We start from the raw sequence: 16,340 nt of genomic DNA on the forward strand, positions 1-16,340 counted from the left end.
TTTTTATTCTACCGTTACGCTTTTTGCCAGGTTACGGGGTTGATCTACATTGCAACCACGCATCACCGCTACGTGATACGATAATAATTGTAAAGGAATAACAGCAATTAATGGAACCAAAAATTCATCTGTTTCAGGAATTTCAATAACGTAGTCTGCCATTGCCTTTACCTCTTTATCTCCTGAAGTAACAACAGCTGTAACCTTCCCTTTGCGGGCTTTTACTTCTTGAATATTACTAACTACTTTCTCATAATTCGCACCTTTGGTTGCAATCACAAACACAGGCATTTCCTCATCAATAAGGGCAATAGGGCCATGCTTCATTTCTGCAGCTGGATACCCTTCAGCATGAATGTAGGAGATCTCTTTTAATTTTAAAGCGCCTTCAAGGGCAACCGGGAAAGACACGCCACGGCCTAAATACAAGGCGTTGCGACTATCTTTATACGTGTATGCAATCTCACGAAGTTTGTCGTTTAATTTTAAAACCTCTTCTATTTTTGAAGGAATTGCTTCCATCTCATATAATAATTGTCTAAAACGGCTTTCAGTTAAAGTACCGCGTACTTTACCCATGTGCAATGCCATAAGCGTCAGAACAGTTACTTGAGCAGTGAATGCTTTTGTAGATGCCACTCCTATTTCAGGACCAGCATGCGTATAACTTCCACCATGCGTAGCTCTTGCAATTGAAGATCCTACCACGTTACAAATACCCAATACTGTTGCGCCTCTTGATTTCGCCAGTTCTACCGCTGCTAAAGTATCGGCCGTTTCGCCACTTTGAGAAATAGCTATCACGATATCATCTTCGTAAATAACCGGATTGCGATATCTGAATTCTGAAGCGTATTCTACCTCAACAGGCACTCGTGCAAATTCTTCAAATAAATATTCAGCAACTAAAGCCGCGTGCCAAGAAGTTCCACAAGCAATAAATAAAATGCGTTTTGCTTTTTCAAACTTCTTTTCATGATCAACAATTCCGCCCATTCTTACCTCGCCAAGATCTGCTTGTAAACGCCCACGCATACTGTCTAAAACAGAACGCGGTTGTTCGTAGATTTCTTTAAGCATAAAGTGATCGTAACCACCTTTCTCAATTGACTCTAATTCAACTGTGAGTTTTTGAACGTAAGGTGTAATTTCTTTATCCTTTAAGTTCCTAATTTTTAATTCTTGTCCTCTACGGATAATCGCTACTTGTTCATCGTCAAGATAAACCACGTTTTTAGTGTATTCAATAATTGGCGACGCATCGGAAGCAATAAAAAAATCATCGCTTCCTATACCAATTACCATGGGACTTCCCTTTTTCGCCGCTACAATAGTATCAGGATCATTTTTATCCAAAACAACTAAAGCATAAGCTCCAATCACTTGTTTTAAAGCGGCCTGAACAGCGTGGCCCATTTTTATACCTTCATGCTGTTGAATATCTTCTATCAGATGAATAAGGACTTCCGTATCGGTTTGCGATAGAAAAGTATGTCCTCGTTTTGTCAAACCTTCTTTAATAGTCGCGTAATTCTCAATGATTCCATTATGAATCATGACTAAATTTTTGCTTTGCGAGTAATGCGGGTGCGAGTTTACGTCGTTTGGTTCGCCATGTGTAGCCCAACGTGTATGCCCAATACCGACATTTCCCGTGGTGTCTTTATCCTTAACAAAACTTATTAATTCACTTACTTTGCCCTTACGCTTATAAACGTTTAAGTCGCCCTTTTTATCAATCATGGCAACTCCAGCACTATCATAACCTCGGTATTCTAGTCGTGATAAGCCTTTAATTAAAATTGGGTAAGCCTCTCTTTTACCTATGTATGCAACAATTCCGCACATATTCTAAAATTTATTAATTAATCAATTAAAGATACATCTTTTTAGCCGATCATCTGTAAAAAGCTGATCTCTTTTCCTGTAAGAAAACGGTGTTTTCCTCTTGGTAAATCTTTTTTTGTAAGTCCTGCAAACACAACTCTGTCCAGCTTTAAAACATCGTATCCGAGATGTTCAAAAATCCTCCTCACAATTCTATTGCGGCCGCTGTGAATTTCAATACCCACTTCTTTTTTTCCCTCTCCCACAAAAGCCAAATCATCCGCCTTTACAATTCCATCTTCCAGCTCAAGTCCATCCACAATTAATTTAAAGTCTTCGGGTTTTAAACCTTTATTTAAACTTACGTGGTATATTTTTTTGACACCAAATTTTGGGTGGGTCAATTTTGTAGTGATTTCACCATCGTTTGTAAAAAGCAATAATCCTGTTGTGTTGCGGTCTAAGCGCCCTACCGGATAAATTCGTTCTCTACAAGCTCCTTTTACAAGCTCCATCACTGTTTTACGTTCTTTTGGATCGTCAACGGTTGTGATGTAATCTTTGGGTTTATTCAACAAAAGATAAACCTTGCGTTCTGCTCTAACAGCTGCATCGCCGTAGGTTACTTTATCGGTCGGACTAATTTTAGTTCCTAATTTATCTACAACAACTCCGTTTACTTTAACAGCACCACTTATAATTAAATTATCAGCATCACGGCGTGAAGCAACTCCAGCATTAGATAAGTATTTGTTCAAACGCATTAAACCGTCAGTTCCTGTTTGTTTTGGTATGGGTGCCGATTTTTTAGAACGCTTGTCGCCATATTTCTCGCGGGATGTTTGCGGTGTAAAAGCCTTTCCTTCTTCAAACTCATCGTACTTTACGCGTTTAGTAAAGGTTTCGTCGTCGTTTTTTCGTGGTTTGGTAAGTCTTCTTTTTCCTGGTGCTTTGTTTACAGAAGATTTTTTATCCTCTGAATGTCTTATACCTCCTGAAGTCGCTTTTTTAAACCCTGCAAATTTATCGTCTTTACTTTTGATCGTTTTTTTATAGGATTTTTTATCACTATCTCTGTCTGAACTTCTTTTTGGTCGTGATTCCTCATCACGCGAAGGCCTTTCATCATTAAAACGTCTTGGTGGTTTATCGTCTGAATCGCGAAACGATCTGCGCGGCTTATCGCTATACTGATCTTTTCCGTAAGATGGTTTTTCGTCTCTCTCTTTGTACTCCCTTTTAGGTTTATCACGGTTATCAAAAGATTTCTCTTTGCTAAACTCCTTCTTAAATGGTTTACGCTCATCACTATAACTTCTTTTAGGTCTATCAACGTAGGTGGAAGGTTTTTCGCCACCAAAATCTTTTTTAAAGGGTTTGCGCTCGCCTCTGTTTGAGTCCGATTTATAAGATCGCTCTCTTGGTTTATCTTCTTTAGTTTCTCTAAAGTTTTTATTCTTGCTGAACGAGCGTTTAGCTTTATACTCTTTTTTATCTTCCACCGTACCGGCTCTTGCGGGTCTTTTATCACTGCGTGATCGTGATCTTCCTTTATCTTCTGACCCTTTTTTACTACTGAATTTACTCATATACAAATTTAAATTACTTAAGCAGGGGGTAAAATGCGGCCTCCAAATGTTTTACAGTGTGATTGTTATTAAACTGAAGAACAGATATAATGTCAAACCTCGATTCTAAATCAATGTTGTTTTCTATTAAATACTGGTTGGCAGCGGCAATCAAAAAGTTCTGCTTTTGCTTGGTAACAAATACTTCCGGCTCGCCAAAGGTATTACTTTTCCTGGTTTTAACCTCAACAAACACAATGGTTTCATCTTTTTTAGCAATTATATCAATCTCGTATTTCCTAAAACGCCAATTTAATTCCAAAAGCTCATACCCTTTTGATATCAAATACTTCCTGGCTATAATTTCTCCTTCCTGTCCTTGCTTTTGAGAATTATTGTTCATTTATTGTTCTGTTACTACTAAAATACTAAATTAGTAATCTAAAACTTTGGCTTATGAAAAAAATTATAGTATTCAGTTCGGTGTTTTTTGGCCTTTCAGGCTTATTCGCTCAAAATTTTAGCGGCAATATCGAGTTTAAGTATGCCACGCAAAAGGACACCACACATAATATTTACATAGTAAAAAATAAGTCGGTGCGTTTGGACCAATATGGTAAGAAAGGAAACATAGAAGGTAGTTTTCTTTTTGATCTTGCCGGCAATGAAGTTAAATTTCTAAATCCAAAACGTAAACTTTGGGGTTTTCAAAAAAGCGAAACTCCTCAGGTGATACGTGGAACATGCATTTCTACTAAGGGAAGCGACTCGAAAACTATTTCCGGAATAAAGTGTGTTGATTATACCGTTAAAAACACCGACGAAAACACCACCATCACCTACTGGATTGCAGAAAGCAAATATCCTTTTTTCGCTCCACTGGTTAAACTTTGGAATAGAAAAGACAGACAAAGTATTTATTTTGGTCAGATCAAAGGCTTGCCAGAAGGCAGTATGCCGCTTTTAAGTGAAGAAAGACAAGTAAGCGACAATAAACTTTTAACCAAGTTAGAGGTAGTTAAATTTGTTTCGACTCCACCAACCGACGATGTTTTCGCTATTCCGGAAGGTTATACAAAATTTGATCAGGAGTAAATTTACTATCCTTTAAAATTACGTTAGCGCCCTGCGCGTTTAATACAGAGTTATACTGAGTATTGTGAAGTGCGCGCACTTCTATTAATAGTATTATCCTTAACACTTTATATCGATTCCTGCTGTCACTCAGTGCCTATATTGCTCAGTGTTGAACAAAGTGCCTGCTAAAATATAACCACATAGTTTCATAGAATCAACTAAACGCCAAAAACATAGAGACACATAGAATTTGAAGCGTTGCTTCAAATTCTATGTGTCCTAAAATCACCTTAATATTATTCAATAAGCCAATGTTGCTATGTGGTTTATTTAAATAGAACGATTTGCGCCTGTGTTAGGTAGCGTCTCTACGTCCTTTTAAAAAGGCCTGTGGCCTTAAGAAAAATACTTGAACTGCAAACTAAGAATGTTCTACCTAGAAATCACAAACCGCTTACTAACGGTACCAAGATTGTTGCTTTTGAGAGTTAAGAAATAAACCCCATTTTCAAGATCGTTCGTTTTAAGAATAAATGTTTTGTTTTCAAACACAACTTCTTCTTTTCTTATTAAAGCTCCAAGTGTATTGTAAATAGAAATTGAATTAAACTCCTTGAGCAAATTCGGGTTGGAAGTTTTTAATTCTAAAAAATCTTGTGCGGGATTTGGATACAACTCTAAAGCGCCTTCGACTACGCTCAGTCGGACCTTGTTTAACCCCACATAAATACTTGTCTCTACTACTACAGTATCCCACTTAGGAGTATTATTACACCAAAGCTGTTGTTTTACCACATAGGTTGCCGTTGCCGTTGGGTTAATCCAAAACCCTGCAACGGTATCAATGGGGTTTACCATGTCTGGTAATTTATACCAAATACACGCTTCATCAATACCAATGTCTGGTTCTCTGCCGAGAAAAACACTATTACCAGGAAAAACGATCGTATCTCTTCCGGCGAAAGCAGGGAGGTCGAATTCAATTAAACTAACGTCGTCTATGTAAACGTCATTTGACATGGTGGTTAAAGTAGGTGTGTTTATTAACAGTGTATTGGTTGCTGCGTTGCTTTTAAAATTACCTAATACCATGTACTTTTCGTCTCCAATTGCTACGAAAGTTCCTGTTATTGGTATCCAATTGAGAGTATCAGTAATTATGCCAGCTGTATTTTGTATTTGTGGATTCAAATAAGTTAAGGGAACCATAGAGTGTGTAATAGTGTCTAATGTACTATTCCCAAAATAAGCTGCATAACTATCTATTGCTACACGGTTGTTGTTTGTATTAACAACATAATATTTTGCACAGTAAACAGTGTTTGGTTTTAAGACCTGTTTCAAGCGATTGCGAGGATATTCTCTCGGACAATTATCGCAAAAAAACTGACTCAAAGCAAAATTCTTTCCCGTTCTTGGATATTGAAAACCTGTGCTACAATATGGAACTGCGCCCAGAGGGGGTTTACCAAACAAATAGTAGCTAATGTTATTTAAGGAGTCAAATGCCGCCCAAAATTTAGCAGCATCAAAGGGATTCATTGTTGCACTTGGCAGAGCCGTTTCAAAACTTGGATTATTAACATAGTTAGCGATTTGAGATTTGGCGTTAAGGGAAAGAAAAATACCAGAAAGTATTAGAGCAAGCTTGCTGGTATTTATTATAGAATATTTTATTTTATTTAGCAATCAGTAATTTTTTAGTAACCTTTTCATTTTTGCTATTGCTAATTGTAATTAGATATGCTCCATTTAAAAGGCCTAAATCTAAGTTAGCAATAAATCCTGTTACTTTTATAGTTTGATTCAAAACGATTCTGGTACGGGTAGACCTTCAAGGTCTTTGTTGCTATTGCGCGGTAAGACCTTGAAGGTCTTACCGCGCAATAATAACAAACCGCCGACTAACGTTACCCATAGTGTTGCTTTTAAGAGTTAAGAAATAAACCCCATTTTCAAGATCGTTCGTTTTAAGAATAAACGTTTTGTTTTCAAACACAACTTCTTCTTCTCTCATCAATTTCCCAAGGTTATTGTAAATGAAAATTGAATTAAACTCCTTGAATAAATTCGTGTTGGAAGTTTTTAATTCCAAAAAATCTTGTGCTGGATTTGGAAACACCTTTATGTCACTCTGAGCAGCCTGTCCTGAGCCTGCCGAAGGGTAGTCGAAGAGTGAATTTCCCACATAAATACTTGTCTCAACAACCACTGTATCCCATTTAGGAACGTTATTACACCATAGCTGTTGTTTCACTACATACGTTGCGGTGCTTGTTGGGTTAATCCAAAATCCTGCAATGGTATCAATGGGGTTTATCAAATCTGGTAATTTATACCAAATACAGGCTTCGTCAATGCCTACGTCTGGTTCTCTGCCCAAAAAAACACTATCTCCAGGGTGTATTATGGTATCTCTGCCTGCAAAGGCGGGGAGGTTTATGTCTATACAGGATACATCATCTAACAGAACATCCGTTGCTATTGTGGGCAAATGAGTTGGGTTAATTAAAACAGTATTCGTTGCAACATCACTTTTAAAATTGCCTATTATCATGTATTTTTCGTTACCAGTAGCTACGAAAGTGCCTGTTATTGGTAACCAATTTAAGGTGTCCGTAATTAGATTACCTGTTGGATTCTGAACCTGTGGTATTAAATAGGTCAATGGATGCGTGCAGTAGTTAATTGTATCAACTTGTGAATCTCCAAAATAGGCTCCAATTCCATCAATGCCGTAAGTAGTATTGTTAGTTATATTACAATAAAATTTCACACAATAAGTAACTCCTGACTTTAATGAGTCTTTAAGTTTATTTAATGGATAACCTCTTGTTGAACCTACGTTAAAAAAGGTACTTCCAAAATAATTATTACCATGCTTCGGCCACTGATAGGTATATCCATTCAATGGTACATTAAAGGGTGGCAGTGAAGCACTGAAAGTGATTCCAAAAAAACTTGAACTGTCAATGGCTCTCCAGCATTTTGCCAAAGGGGGATTAGAACCCAGAACAACTTGCTCAAACCCCCCATTATTTACATGATTTGCAATCTGACTTTGAATTACAAAGGGGATGCACATTAAAAAAAGCACTATCAGTCTAATTGCATTAAAGTTATAAACTGGTTTATTTAGCAATAAGTAGTTTTTTAGTAATTTGTTCATTATTCTTATTAACTAAAGTTACAAAATAAACACCATTCAACAGGTTGAGTTCACACTGATAAATTGTTTAGAATCCAATGGAAGAGTGAATCAATCTTCCCTCTTTTCGTTTACGCCAAATAAAGCATTTAAAATGCCCGTGAATACAGATAGAATGAGGCTGAAAATTAATGCAGTTAAAAACCCATCCACTTGAAATCCACTTACCAGTTTTTCTGCAAAAATAATGATGATGGCATTAATTACCAGAAGAAAAAGCCCCAAGGTAACTACAGTAATCGGTATGGTGAGTACCGTTAGTATTGGTTTCACGATGGTGTTTAAAAACGCTAATACAATGGCCACCATTAAGGCGGATAAATAATCATCAAGTGTAACGCCTGGTAAAATTTTCGCCACTACAAAAACTGCAATGGCAGAGATAATTATTTTGAGAATAAATTTGATGGTGTAAATTTAAAATTTTTATTCTCTACAGCCTAAATAAACTTTAACCACATAGGCACATAGAGTAGGTTATAGGCGTTACTTTAATAAGTAAACATAGTTCCGATTGCTATCGAAATTGAAGCGTGGCTTAAAATTTATACAATATTGTGTCTTGTTTGTGTTTTGCTAATCCTATGTAACTCTATGTGCCTATGTGGTTAAAATAGCAACGAGTTCAGCGCTTAAGTTTTTTGCTTTTTCTTTTTAGCAGCAGGAAACAAAATATTGTTTAAAATAAGTCTGTAGCCGGGAGAATTTGGATGCAGTGAAAGGTCTGTTGGTGGTTCTTCAACCCTGTGCTGATAGTCTTCTGGATCATGTCCACTGTAAAACGTCCAGGTGCCTTTACCAAAATCGCCATGAATGTAGCGGGCTTCACCATAGGCTTTTGTTTCACCCATGATCAAAACATTTTTCTTAATATACTTTTTATCGAAAGCCGCCGTTTGTCCCCAAAATCCTTTAATCGTTGAGGTATGATTTTGACAAAGCATCGTTGGTACAGGATCCCATTTTGCTGAAAACTCAAAGAGCGTAAAAATATCTGTTTTTTCCGTTGGCCCATATTGATTCCTAGTGCCATAAGTATCGATGGTGGAATATTCGTATTCCATCGGATTCATGCTTAACTTATAGTCTTCAAACGCAAAACCTTTGCTAAAATCCAACATAGCCGTTGCGTTTTTATCCGCAGGATCGTGATCAAAAACACTTTCACAGATATCAATCCCTTCGGCCGCAAGCGCAATGTCATAACTGTCAGTAGCACTGCACATGGCAAATAAAAAACCGCCATTAAATACAAAATCTTTTATGCGTTTAGCGGTATGCAGCTTCATTAAAGACACTTTGGTGAAGCCTAGTTTTTTTGCCATGGCTTCGTTTTCTTTCACCTCAGCCTGGTACCAGGCAGCGTTACGAAACCCGCTGTAAAACTTACCGTATTGTCCGGTAAAATCTTCGTGATGCAAATGCAACCAATCGTAATCTTTTAATTTTTCAAGAAAAATTTCTTCGTCATATAAAACATCGTAAGGAATTTCGGCATATTTCAACACCAGTGTTACCGCGTCATCCCAAGGTTGTTTGCCTTTTGGAGAGTAAACCGCAATACGCGGTGCTTTTTCTAATTTTACTGCATCTTGATTTACTTCTGGGTTAGCAATGTCTGCTAAAATAGAATTTCCTTGTGCATCAGACACCGTTTCATAACTAATACCTCTGATCACGCATTCATTTGCAACCGCCTTCACATTTGGAATCATAAAACTTCCGCCTCTGTAATTTAAAAGCCAGTGTATTTCCAACTCTCCCTTTAAAGCCCAATAGGCCAAACCATATGCCTTCAGATGATTTTTTTGTGCATCATCCATTGGAATAAGCAAATAAGAACCGAAGCTTTTTATTGCAAAGAAAAAAAAGAAAAAAAGAAAAAGGATTTTTTTCATGTTACCAATCTAAGGTAAGAATAATTGCACTAAGCCCAATTTCTTGCTTTAGAAAAAAAGTTAAAAGGATTTTGATAGTCCATTGCTTGGAGTAGTAACTTCCTCTGAAGCATTGGTCATCTTATTTCTGAGTTCGGATATTTTTTTTGTAATGCCTTCTATTGCCCTCTTATCGTAGGTGGTTGTGGTTTCAGCGACATTATAAATTTTATAAAGTTCCTGAAGATCACTTAAAATAAATTTAGCGTTTTCTTCTAATGTAACGCCTTCCATCATTACAATAAGATTTCGTAGAGACTCTTTTTGTTTTACAATAGCTTTAATAATACTCTCAGTTCCATTTTCTTGTGCTAACTGGCAGGAAACATACAAGCCTTCAATCCAGCAGCCAGATAGTATTATTGCTGAAGTAGCAGGGCGTTTATTAGATTTTAATATCTCATCCACTTTTTTAAAAGCGCCCGTCACGATTTCAATTACGGAATCTTTGTTGTTGTCATTAGCATCAATTCTTTCAAACATACGTTGATCGAAAGCGCTGTTAACACCTAAATATCCAGCAAGTATATTTACACATTTTAAAAAAACCATGCTTTCCTGAGTTTGATCAAAAGAACTGGCAATGCTTAAATCGGCACCATATATTCCTAAATTGGCTGCTTTTGCCAACTCCACAATGTATTTATTTGAGAGTGTTGGATCATTTAAAAGGTCAGGATTATACTCTATTCTGTTCTCATCAATCAACTTCATCACCAACTTCCTTTCAGGCAAAGTATTAAACACATTTTGTGCGTTGAATTTACTTTCTTGAAGCTCCGGCTTTGAATACTCTTCTTCAGAAACAAGTTCTTCAGACTTTTGGCCTCCGCAAGAAAAAATAAAGAGGAACGAAAATAAAATTAGAGCTTTATGGATAAGTTTTTGCATGATATATTCAAACAAATATACTAAAATAATTTACTTACTTACGGACTCCGTCCTCATAATTCACGCGGTTTATCTCTTTTCCATTTTTGTCGTAAAAAATCCACTCTCCGTCGGCTACACTTTGCACTTTACCTTTTCTACGGTCATTAATTATTTTGTAATTGCACACACTTTGTATGTTTGAATTAGAATAATAGCTTGTGCTTTTACCATTTAATTTCCCATCCTTAAAATTTTGAACGCGACTTACGCCTCCCGTTTCAAAATAATACGTCCACTCACCACTCTGGTGCCCCTTTTTATATTCTCCTTTTGAATCAACGAAATCCCCTTTTTCATACCATTGAATATAGGTTCCATGCTTTACACCATTTACGTAGTTACTTAATTCGCGCGGTTTTCCGTTTTCATAAAAATAACTCCACTCACCGCTTCTATTTCCTTTTTCATTGTAATTGCCCACATAATTGGGTTTAGCGTTTGTATACCAACCTTCCCAGTGTTCGATAAGTGTGTTACCTTTAATTGTACCTTCATCCTTTTTAGTTCCATTCTCCCACCAGCTTGTCCAGAGCCCTTCTTCTTTGCCATTTACATAAGGGCCTTCTTGTAGTTTGTTTCCATTTTCCCACCAGGTTGTCCAGGTTCCCGTTTTTATACCATTATCGTAATCTCCTTGTCTCCATTTTTCGCCTGTTTTATAAAAATAATTCCAGGTGCCATTTTGTTTATCAGTTAAATAATTTCCTTCGCTTTCAACTTTGTTATTAGAATAATAGTAGGTCCATTTTTCTTCGCGGATATTGTCACGCAAAGTTCCTTCCATCTCAAGCCCTCCTTCCTCGCGATAAAATTTCCAAAGGCCATCTTTCTTGTTGTTAGTAAAATTTCCCTCGCTTTTAATTTTATGATTACGATAATATGAAGAGTAATAGCCATTCAACATTCCAATTTCATACGTTGCTTCGTAATCTAATTCTCCGTTGCTGTGAAAAAAACGCCAAACACCGTCCTGTAAACCCTCTTTGTAGGCACCCATAGCGCGTATTAAGCCGTTTTCATAAGTGGCGGTAAGCGTTCCGGTACCATTGCTAATTAATTTTCTGCCTGTGTTATCCCATAAATCTAAAAGATAAAGCACGGTGTCTCTGTATTCTTTTACCGATTTATTCTTGCCGTTTTCATAGTAGTCTTCCCAGCGCCCACAAGGCTGACCGTTGCAGAAATTTTGTTTTACCGCCAGTTTTCCGGATTTAAAATAAGATTCGGCCTTGCCATTGCGTTTATCTTTCTCAAAAGTTCCTTTACTTTCTGGTTTTCCGTCCTCATAAAAATATGTCCAGTCGCCTTCTTTTCGCCCTAAATCAAAGGTTTCACGACTTTTTATTTTTCCATTTTCGAAATAGGAGGTCCAGGTACTATCTGCTAAATCGTTTTCATATTTTGTTATTTGTGCAAGTTTTCCAGACTTAAAGAAATAGCGATTGGTTCCCCACTTTTTTCCTCTGCTATAATTTTCAATGGCTTTTTTGGTTCCGTTGTCGTAGTATACAGTCCAAACACTATCTTCTTTTCCGTAGTAATAGAAGCCCTTGCGGCTCACCTTACCTGTTTTATAATACTCTATGAGAGGGCCATGGGGCATGCCCTTATAATAATCTGTTTCTGATTTTAGTTGGGTTTGTTGAGGGTCGTAATAGTCTTTTTTTAATTGAGCTGCTAAAGAAAAACTAAGAGTAAAAAATAAAATAGAAGTTAAAAAACGCATAGGCTAAATTACACAGCATAATGTATAATTAGGCTTTTGGTTACAGGTTTTGTGAACAATTTTTACGTTGAAAAGGGTGGGGTTAATGTTATGTCAACACATTTAGAAACAAGTTTTACTTTTTCAAAATAATTTGCAACGGCTAGCGCGATATCAAAAAAGTCTGAAACAACTGGGCCAAATTCTACCATCTGATTGTTGACATAACTTTTAATAGCCAAAACTTTTAAACCGAATATTCTCTGCTGGAGAGTATATTAGCACCTTGTAGCCTCTTTGTTTTAGCTCTTTCAACACATTGGCTTCGGGAAGATCACTATAAGCTGTAATACTTGTATAAAACATGGCCTCAATTGGATGAGGATAGCTAAATAAGACAACATCACTGCCACTAAGCAGAATCCTCTCATTTTTTAATTCCCTTACCCATTCTTTATGCCTTTCATATGGTTCAAAAAGTTTTATGCGCTCGGTTGTATATCTAAGCGGTAATGCGATGAGACAGATTTGAATAAACTTCGACATGTTTTTTTTCCATGGACGACCATAACCCTTATCAATTTTGTAAAAAAGATCGGCAGTTAAAATAAACATTGCTGGTGCAACAAAAAGAATGTACCCTTGCATTTTTGTTTCAGCAAAGGAAAAAAACAATACAGGAATTAATACCCATACCAATAAGCTGGTGTATGCGGGTAACCTTTCTTTTCTCATTATTATATTGTAAATCGTAAATCCAAGAACCAGAAAAAATAATTCATTATAGCTGACGAATAATTTTTTGAAAAAATAAAAACAACCGCCGCCCTGATCATCAAGAGTTTCACGCATATGCATTACTTGGTGATAGTATTCCCAAAAAGCCTCTTTTGGAAATTTTGACATAATATACAACTGCCAAGATCCAGCCAAAACCAAAACAATCAAAAAATGTGTAAGCAAATAACGAATGTTTAGCTTAACAGATTCTTTATTAAAAATGTACAGTATCCAAACTGGATATATGATTAAAGCGGGGAGTGACTTGGTGAGAACCGCCGCAGAAATACAAATCGCCGAAACTATTAACAGCCGGATCTTACTGTTTTCATAAAAAATAAATGCAAAATATATCCCCGCCTCAATTAGCACTAAGAAGAAGCTGTCATAATGATCTGTGGCAACACGTCCAGCAGCCATTTCTATTATTAGTCCGTTGGTTGCGTGGAACCATGCGGCGAGAACTCCCGTTTTTTTATTAAACAATTTAGTTCCTAATAAAAATGTTATAAAAACAGAAATTGTTGATAATACTATTGATGGAATTCTAACCGAGAACTCACTAACACCAAAAATCTTTAGGCATAAAGCTATAAGCCATAAAGGAAATGGTTGCTTGTGTAACCAAATATGATTTGCGCTCCAGTCTTGATAATTATATGGTAGAACAGGGTTCTCATACAATGTTGGTTCAAGCGGGTGGTTTAATAAATTTTTTGCAACCAACGCATGGTACCGTTCGTCCCATTCGTGTAAAAAACTATCTGAGGCGAGATAAATTCTAAGTACCAGCGAAATGCCTAATATTAAAAAAAGATAAAGATTATATTTATCCCCATGAAAAACTTTATTAAATATTCGTCTTGTTACGTTTTTTATTTGCTGTGCCATACAGTTAACGGACAGTTCTTGTTTCAGATTAATAAAGATACATGTATAAAATGGAATTATAGCGATGGGGATGAGTTTAACGATAAAAAGATAGATGAATTAAAGTGGCAGACAAGATTTCCTTGGTCAAGATCGTTAATATCTGAAGACATATTTTATTCTGAAAATAATGTAATCGTTGATAGCGGTTTCGCGAGATTTCGAGTGCAAAAAGAAAAAACACAAACCAAGTTGTTTATTTGGGAACATGATAGCGCAACATTTAAACGCCTTGGAAAATATCCTGACAGTTTAGGGAATTATGCGTTGAGTTATACAGGTGGACTTATATGGTCTCGAAAAAAATACAAATACGGTTATTTTGAAGTTCGTTTTAAAAACCCCAGCAATGTCGGGCTCTGGCCAGCTTTTTGGTTATATGGAGAAAATGCAAACGAAATAGATTTTATGGAGTTAAAGGGCGAAATAAATAATCAAATTCATGTAGACATACACTGTCCTGATGGCTGTAACAATTATATTCAAGGACTCTTCAATTATCGTAAGTCATTTGGGCACTGGATAAAAACCAATGGTGATTTTCATAATGGTTTTAATGTTGTTTCGGGAGAATGGCAGCCGAATTATGTAAAATACTTTCTTAATGGAAATTTAGTTGCTTATTTTTCTGGGAAAATCGACGTTGATTTAGACCTTACAACTGGAAACGGCAAGGCCCATAAGGGCGGTGCTTTCGCGCCAGGAGTGAGTGATAAAACCATCTTCCCGACTGACTTTATCGTTGACTATATTCGGGTTTGGAGTAAAGATAGCGCCGAGAGTATACAAAAAAATTTAACCCGAGATTTCACAATAGTTGATGAAAAACAAAGTGAACAGATTGAACCTAAAAATGAAAGAATAAAATTTAAACGAAAAGCAAAAACGAAAATAGAAGAAATTATTACCCTTAGTGTGCTCCCCCACAAAGTGAATGGTTATAGCATGCATTTATTAGGTTACAATAAAAAAATCGAAAGTTTTACTTTCAAATTAATATCCGAAACTGGTAAAATATTATTTGAGCCAACTGTATATTCCAATTCTTATTATGACAAAGCTTTCGAAGAGTCTACAGAGAAAGTCTATTTAGAAATAAACTACGAGGGTACGGTGTATAAATATCAACTCAAATAAAAAATGTTTATAGGACGCCGTCTCATTTTATATTGTTTTTTATTCTTTTTATCCATCGGCGCTTTGCGTTCTCAGGTTTGCGATGGAAAAAAAGTTGTGCTTATTAGCGATGCCCTTTGTCCTGAAGAAAAATTCATTTTAGACTTTGAAGATAATTTTGATGGAAGCGCTCTCGATTCTTCGAAATGGAAAATTATTTATGGTGTAGCAAGAGACATCGAACATACAAATGCACAACAATGGTACTCGCCTAAAAATATTGAAGTAAGCAATGGAACACTGAAACTAATAACGAAAAGAGACACATTCATCAATCAGTGCTATGATATTTGGGAGAAAAACGCTTTACTGCATAAATGTGAAGATTTTTTCTTTTCCGCAGGCGAGATTGATTCAAAAGAAAAATTCAGCCACGGAAAATTTGAAATGTCATGTAAACTACCAAGAGCAAAAGGTGTTGGTTCTTCCTTTTGGACATATGGAGCTCCACCAAGTAACGAAATAGATATTTTTGAATTTGAAAATGAATACAAATTATTTGGCCAATATGATGAAAACAAATTATCAAAAGTTCAGAGAATGAATTCGCGCACAGACCTTGACAATAATGGTACTATAGAAGACTGCCCCAATAGTTACACGGGTATAGATTATTCTAAAGACTTTCATGTATTCACTCTAATTTGGACACCTCAAAAACTTGAATGGTATGTGGATGGAGTTTTAAAAAGAAGAAGTACTCTTTTCTATACTATGCTAGGACAAATAGTTGAATGCAACGGCCTCCAAATGGGCTGCGAGTATATTTTAAACCGTGCTTTCCCCATGAATGCGATGAGTATAATCGTTGATAATATTGTACAGTCAAAAGATAAGGCTCCAGATAAAGACACTCCGTTTCCGAACAACTTTGAAATTGATTATATAAAGTTTTACCGGCTTGTACCCTAAACTCAGCCTTAATCGTTTCACCTCAACCACACTTATATGATGCATTTGAGATAGATTTATTCAATATCATTCTCTTGAAAACAATTAACATTAACAATCTTTTTTATTATTTGCAATAAATAATAATTACATCCTAAATTTTTGCAGTTTTAATAAATATCCTTTACGGGTTTTTGCTTTTTACGGGTTTTTGTTAATCACAAATGCTCTGTCCTATAAAAATAAGCTTGTTTTAATTAATCTTGATTTTCTTCTGCGACATTCAATTTCTTTCCGCTTCTCCTCCA

The 16,340-nt window shown here is 36.2% G+C and carries 14 protein-coding genes; 3 read left to right on the top strand and 11 right to left on the bottom strand.

The genetic code is table 11. The annotated features are described in order from the left end of the window. Positions 1-3: 3 nt before the first annotated feature. Genes glmS through P2086_RS03785 form a run of 3 tightly spaced genes read right to left on the bottom strand, consistent with a single transcriptional unit; the run spans position 4 to position 3,798 of the window. Entirely contained in the window at positions 4-1,848 is a 1,845-nt protein-coding gene (glmS, locus tag P2086_RS03775) for a glutamine--fructose-6-phosphate transaminase (isomerizing) (RefSeq protein WP_317899100.1), read from the bottom strand. 41 nt (positions 1,849-1,889) lie between these two features. Further along, positions 1,890-3,416: a pseudouridine synthase gene (locus P2086_RS03780; protein ID WP_317899101.1), complete on the bottom strand. Its 1,527-nt coding sequence runs from the start codon at positions 3,414-3,416 to the stop codon at positions 1,890-1,892. 13 nt (positions 3,417-3,429) lie between these two features. Then, a complete protein-coding gene (locus P2086_RS03785) occupies positions 3,430-3,798 on the bottom strand; it encodes a YraN family protein (RefSeq protein WP_317899102.1) in 369 nt (122 codons plus the stop codon). A 53-nt stretch (positions 3,799-3,851) separates the two neighbouring features. Here P2086_RS03785 and P2086_RS03790 point away from each other — a divergent pair, with 53 nt between their 5' ends. Next, on the top strand, positions 3,852-4,490 hold the full coding sequence (locus tag P2086_RS03790) for a hypothetical protein (protein WP_317899103.1): 639 nt from the start codon (positions 3,852-3,854) through the stop codon (positions 4,488-4,490). A gap of 414 nt (positions 4,491-4,904) precedes the next feature. Here P2086_RS03790 and P2086_RS03795 read toward each other — a convergent pair whose 3' ends face one another. The 8 genes from P2086_RS03795 to P2086_RS03825 all read right to left on the bottom strand — a co-directional run bounded on the left by P2086_RS03795 (position 4,905) and on the right by P2086_RS03825 (position 13,926). After that, positions 4,905-6,161, bottom strand: coding sequence for a T9SS type A sorting domain-containing protein (locus tag P2086_RS03795; RefSeq protein ID WP_317899104.1), 1,257 nt, complete (start codon positions 6,159-6,161; stop codon positions 4,905-4,907). Beyond that, positions 6,151-6,282 (bottom strand): hypothetical protein, encoded by a 132-nt coding sequence (locus P2086_RS19115; RefSeq protein ID WP_502547930.1) that lies wholly within the window; start codon positions 6,280-6,282, stop codon positions 6,151-6,153. Before P2086_RS19115 ends, P2086_RS03795 begins: the two co-directional genes overlap by 11 nt. Before the next feature lie 66 nt (positions 6,283-6,348). Then, a complete protein-coding gene (locus P2086_RS03800) occupies positions 6,349-7,641 on the bottom strand; it encodes a T9SS type A sorting domain-containing protein (RefSeq protein ID WP_317899105.1) in 1,293 nt (430 codons plus the stop codon). A gap of 90 nt (positions 7,642-7,731) precedes the next feature. After that, entirely contained in the window at positions 7,732-8,040 is a 309-nt protein-coding gene (locus P2086_RS03805) for a phage holin family protein (RefSeq protein ID WP_396127456.1), read from the bottom strand. Positions 8,041-8,312: 272 nt separating this feature from the next. Beyond that, entirely contained in the window at positions 8,313-9,578 is a 1,266-nt protein-coding gene (locus P2086_RS03810; RefSeq protein WP_317899106.1) for an asparagine synthetase B, read from the bottom strand. A gap of 60 nt (positions 9,579-9,638) precedes the next feature. After that, positions 9,639-10,508 carry a hypothetical protein gene (locus P2086_RS03815; protein WP_317899107.1) on the bottom strand — a complete coding sequence of 290 codons (870 nt, stop codon included), beginning with the start codon at positions 10,506-10,508 and terminating at the stop codon, positions 9,639-9,641. Positions 10,509-10,542: 34 nt separating this feature from the next. Next, positions 10,543-12,276: a toxin-antitoxin system YwqK family antitoxin gene (locus tag P2086_RS03820; protein WP_317899108.1), complete on the bottom strand. Its 1,734-nt coding sequence runs from the start codon at positions 12,274-12,276 to the stop codon at positions 10,543-10,545. A 210-nt stretch (positions 12,277-12,486) separates the two neighbouring features. Continuing rightward, the gene (locus P2086_RS03825) at positions 12,487-13,926 is read right to left on the bottom strand and encodes an ArnT family glycosyltransferase (RefSeq protein ID WP_317899109.1); all 1,440 of its coding nucleotides are present in this window, start codon (positions 13,924-13,926) and stop codon (positions 12,487-12,489) included. Here P2086_RS03825 and P2086_RS03830 point away from each other — a divergent pair. Together P2086_RS03830 and P2086_RS03835 are read left to right on the top strand one after the other, a co-directional pair. Then, on the top strand, positions 13,873-15,102 hold the full coding sequence (locus tag P2086_RS03830; protein ID WP_317899110.1) for a glycoside hydrolase family 16 protein: 1,230 nt from the start codon (positions 13,873-13,875) through the stop codon (positions 15,100-15,102). The genes P2086_RS03825 and P2086_RS03830 overlap by 54 nt on opposite strands. 3 nt (positions 15,103-15,105) lie before the next feature. Next, positions 15,106-16,053 (top strand): glycoside hydrolase family 16 protein, encoded by a 948-nt coding sequence (locus tag P2086_RS03835; protein ID WP_317899111.1) that lies wholly within the window; start codon positions 15,106-15,108, stop codon positions 16,051-16,053. Positions 16,054-16,340 lie beyond the last annotated feature (287 nt).

This window comes from Aurantibacillus circumpalustris, from assembly GCF_029625215.1.
GTDB lineage: Bacteria > Bacteroidota > Bacteroidia > B-17B0 > Aurantibacillaceae > Aurantibacillus > Aurantibacillus circumpalustris.

Bases quoted from the DNA above. Each gene is read 5' to 3' on its own strand.
- glmS (WP_317899100.1), bottom strand. From the start codon at position 1,848: ATGTGCGGAATTGTTGCATACATAGGTAAAAGAGAGGCTTACCCAATT.
- P2086_RS03780 (WP_317899101.1), bottom strand. From the start codon at position 3,416: ATGAGTAAATTCAGTAGTAAAAAAGGGTCAGAAGATAAAGGAAGATCA.
- P2086_RS03785 (WP_317899102.1), bottom strand. From the start codon at position 3,798: ATGAACAATAATTCTCAAAAGCAAGGACAGGAAGGAGAAATTATAGCC.
- P2086_RS03790 (WP_317899103.1), top strand. From the start codon at position 3,852: ATGAAAAAAATTATAGTATTCAGTTCGGTGTTTTTTGGCCTTTCAGGC.
- P2086_RS03800 (WP_317899105.1), bottom strand. From the start codon at position 7,641: ATGAACAAATTACTAAAAAACTACTTATTGCTAAATAAACCAGTTTAT.
- P2086_RS03810 (WP_317899106.1), bottom strand. From the start codon at position 9,578: ATGAAAAAAATCCTTTTTCTTTTTTTCTTTTTTTTCTTTGCAATAAAA.
- P2086_RS03815 (WP_317899107.1), bottom strand. From the start codon at position 10,508: ATGCAAAAACTTATCCATAAAGCTCTAATTTTATTTTCGTTCCTCTTT.
- P2086_RS03820 (WP_317899108.1), bottom strand. From the start codon at position 12,276: ATGCGTTTTTTAACTTCTATTTTATTTTTTACTCTTAGTTTTTCTTTA.
- P2086_RS03830 (WP_317899110.1), top strand. From the start codon at position 13,873: ATGAAAAACTTTATTAAATATTCGTCTTGTTACGTTTTTTATTTGCTG.
- P2086_RS03825 (WP_317899109.1), bottom strand. From the start codon at position 13,926: ATGGCACAGCAAATAAAAAACGTAACAAGACGAATATTTAATAAAGTT.
- P2086_RS03835 (WP_317899111.1), top strand. From the start codon at position 15,106: ATGTTTATAGGACGCCGTCTCATTTTATATTGTTTTTTATTCTTTTTA.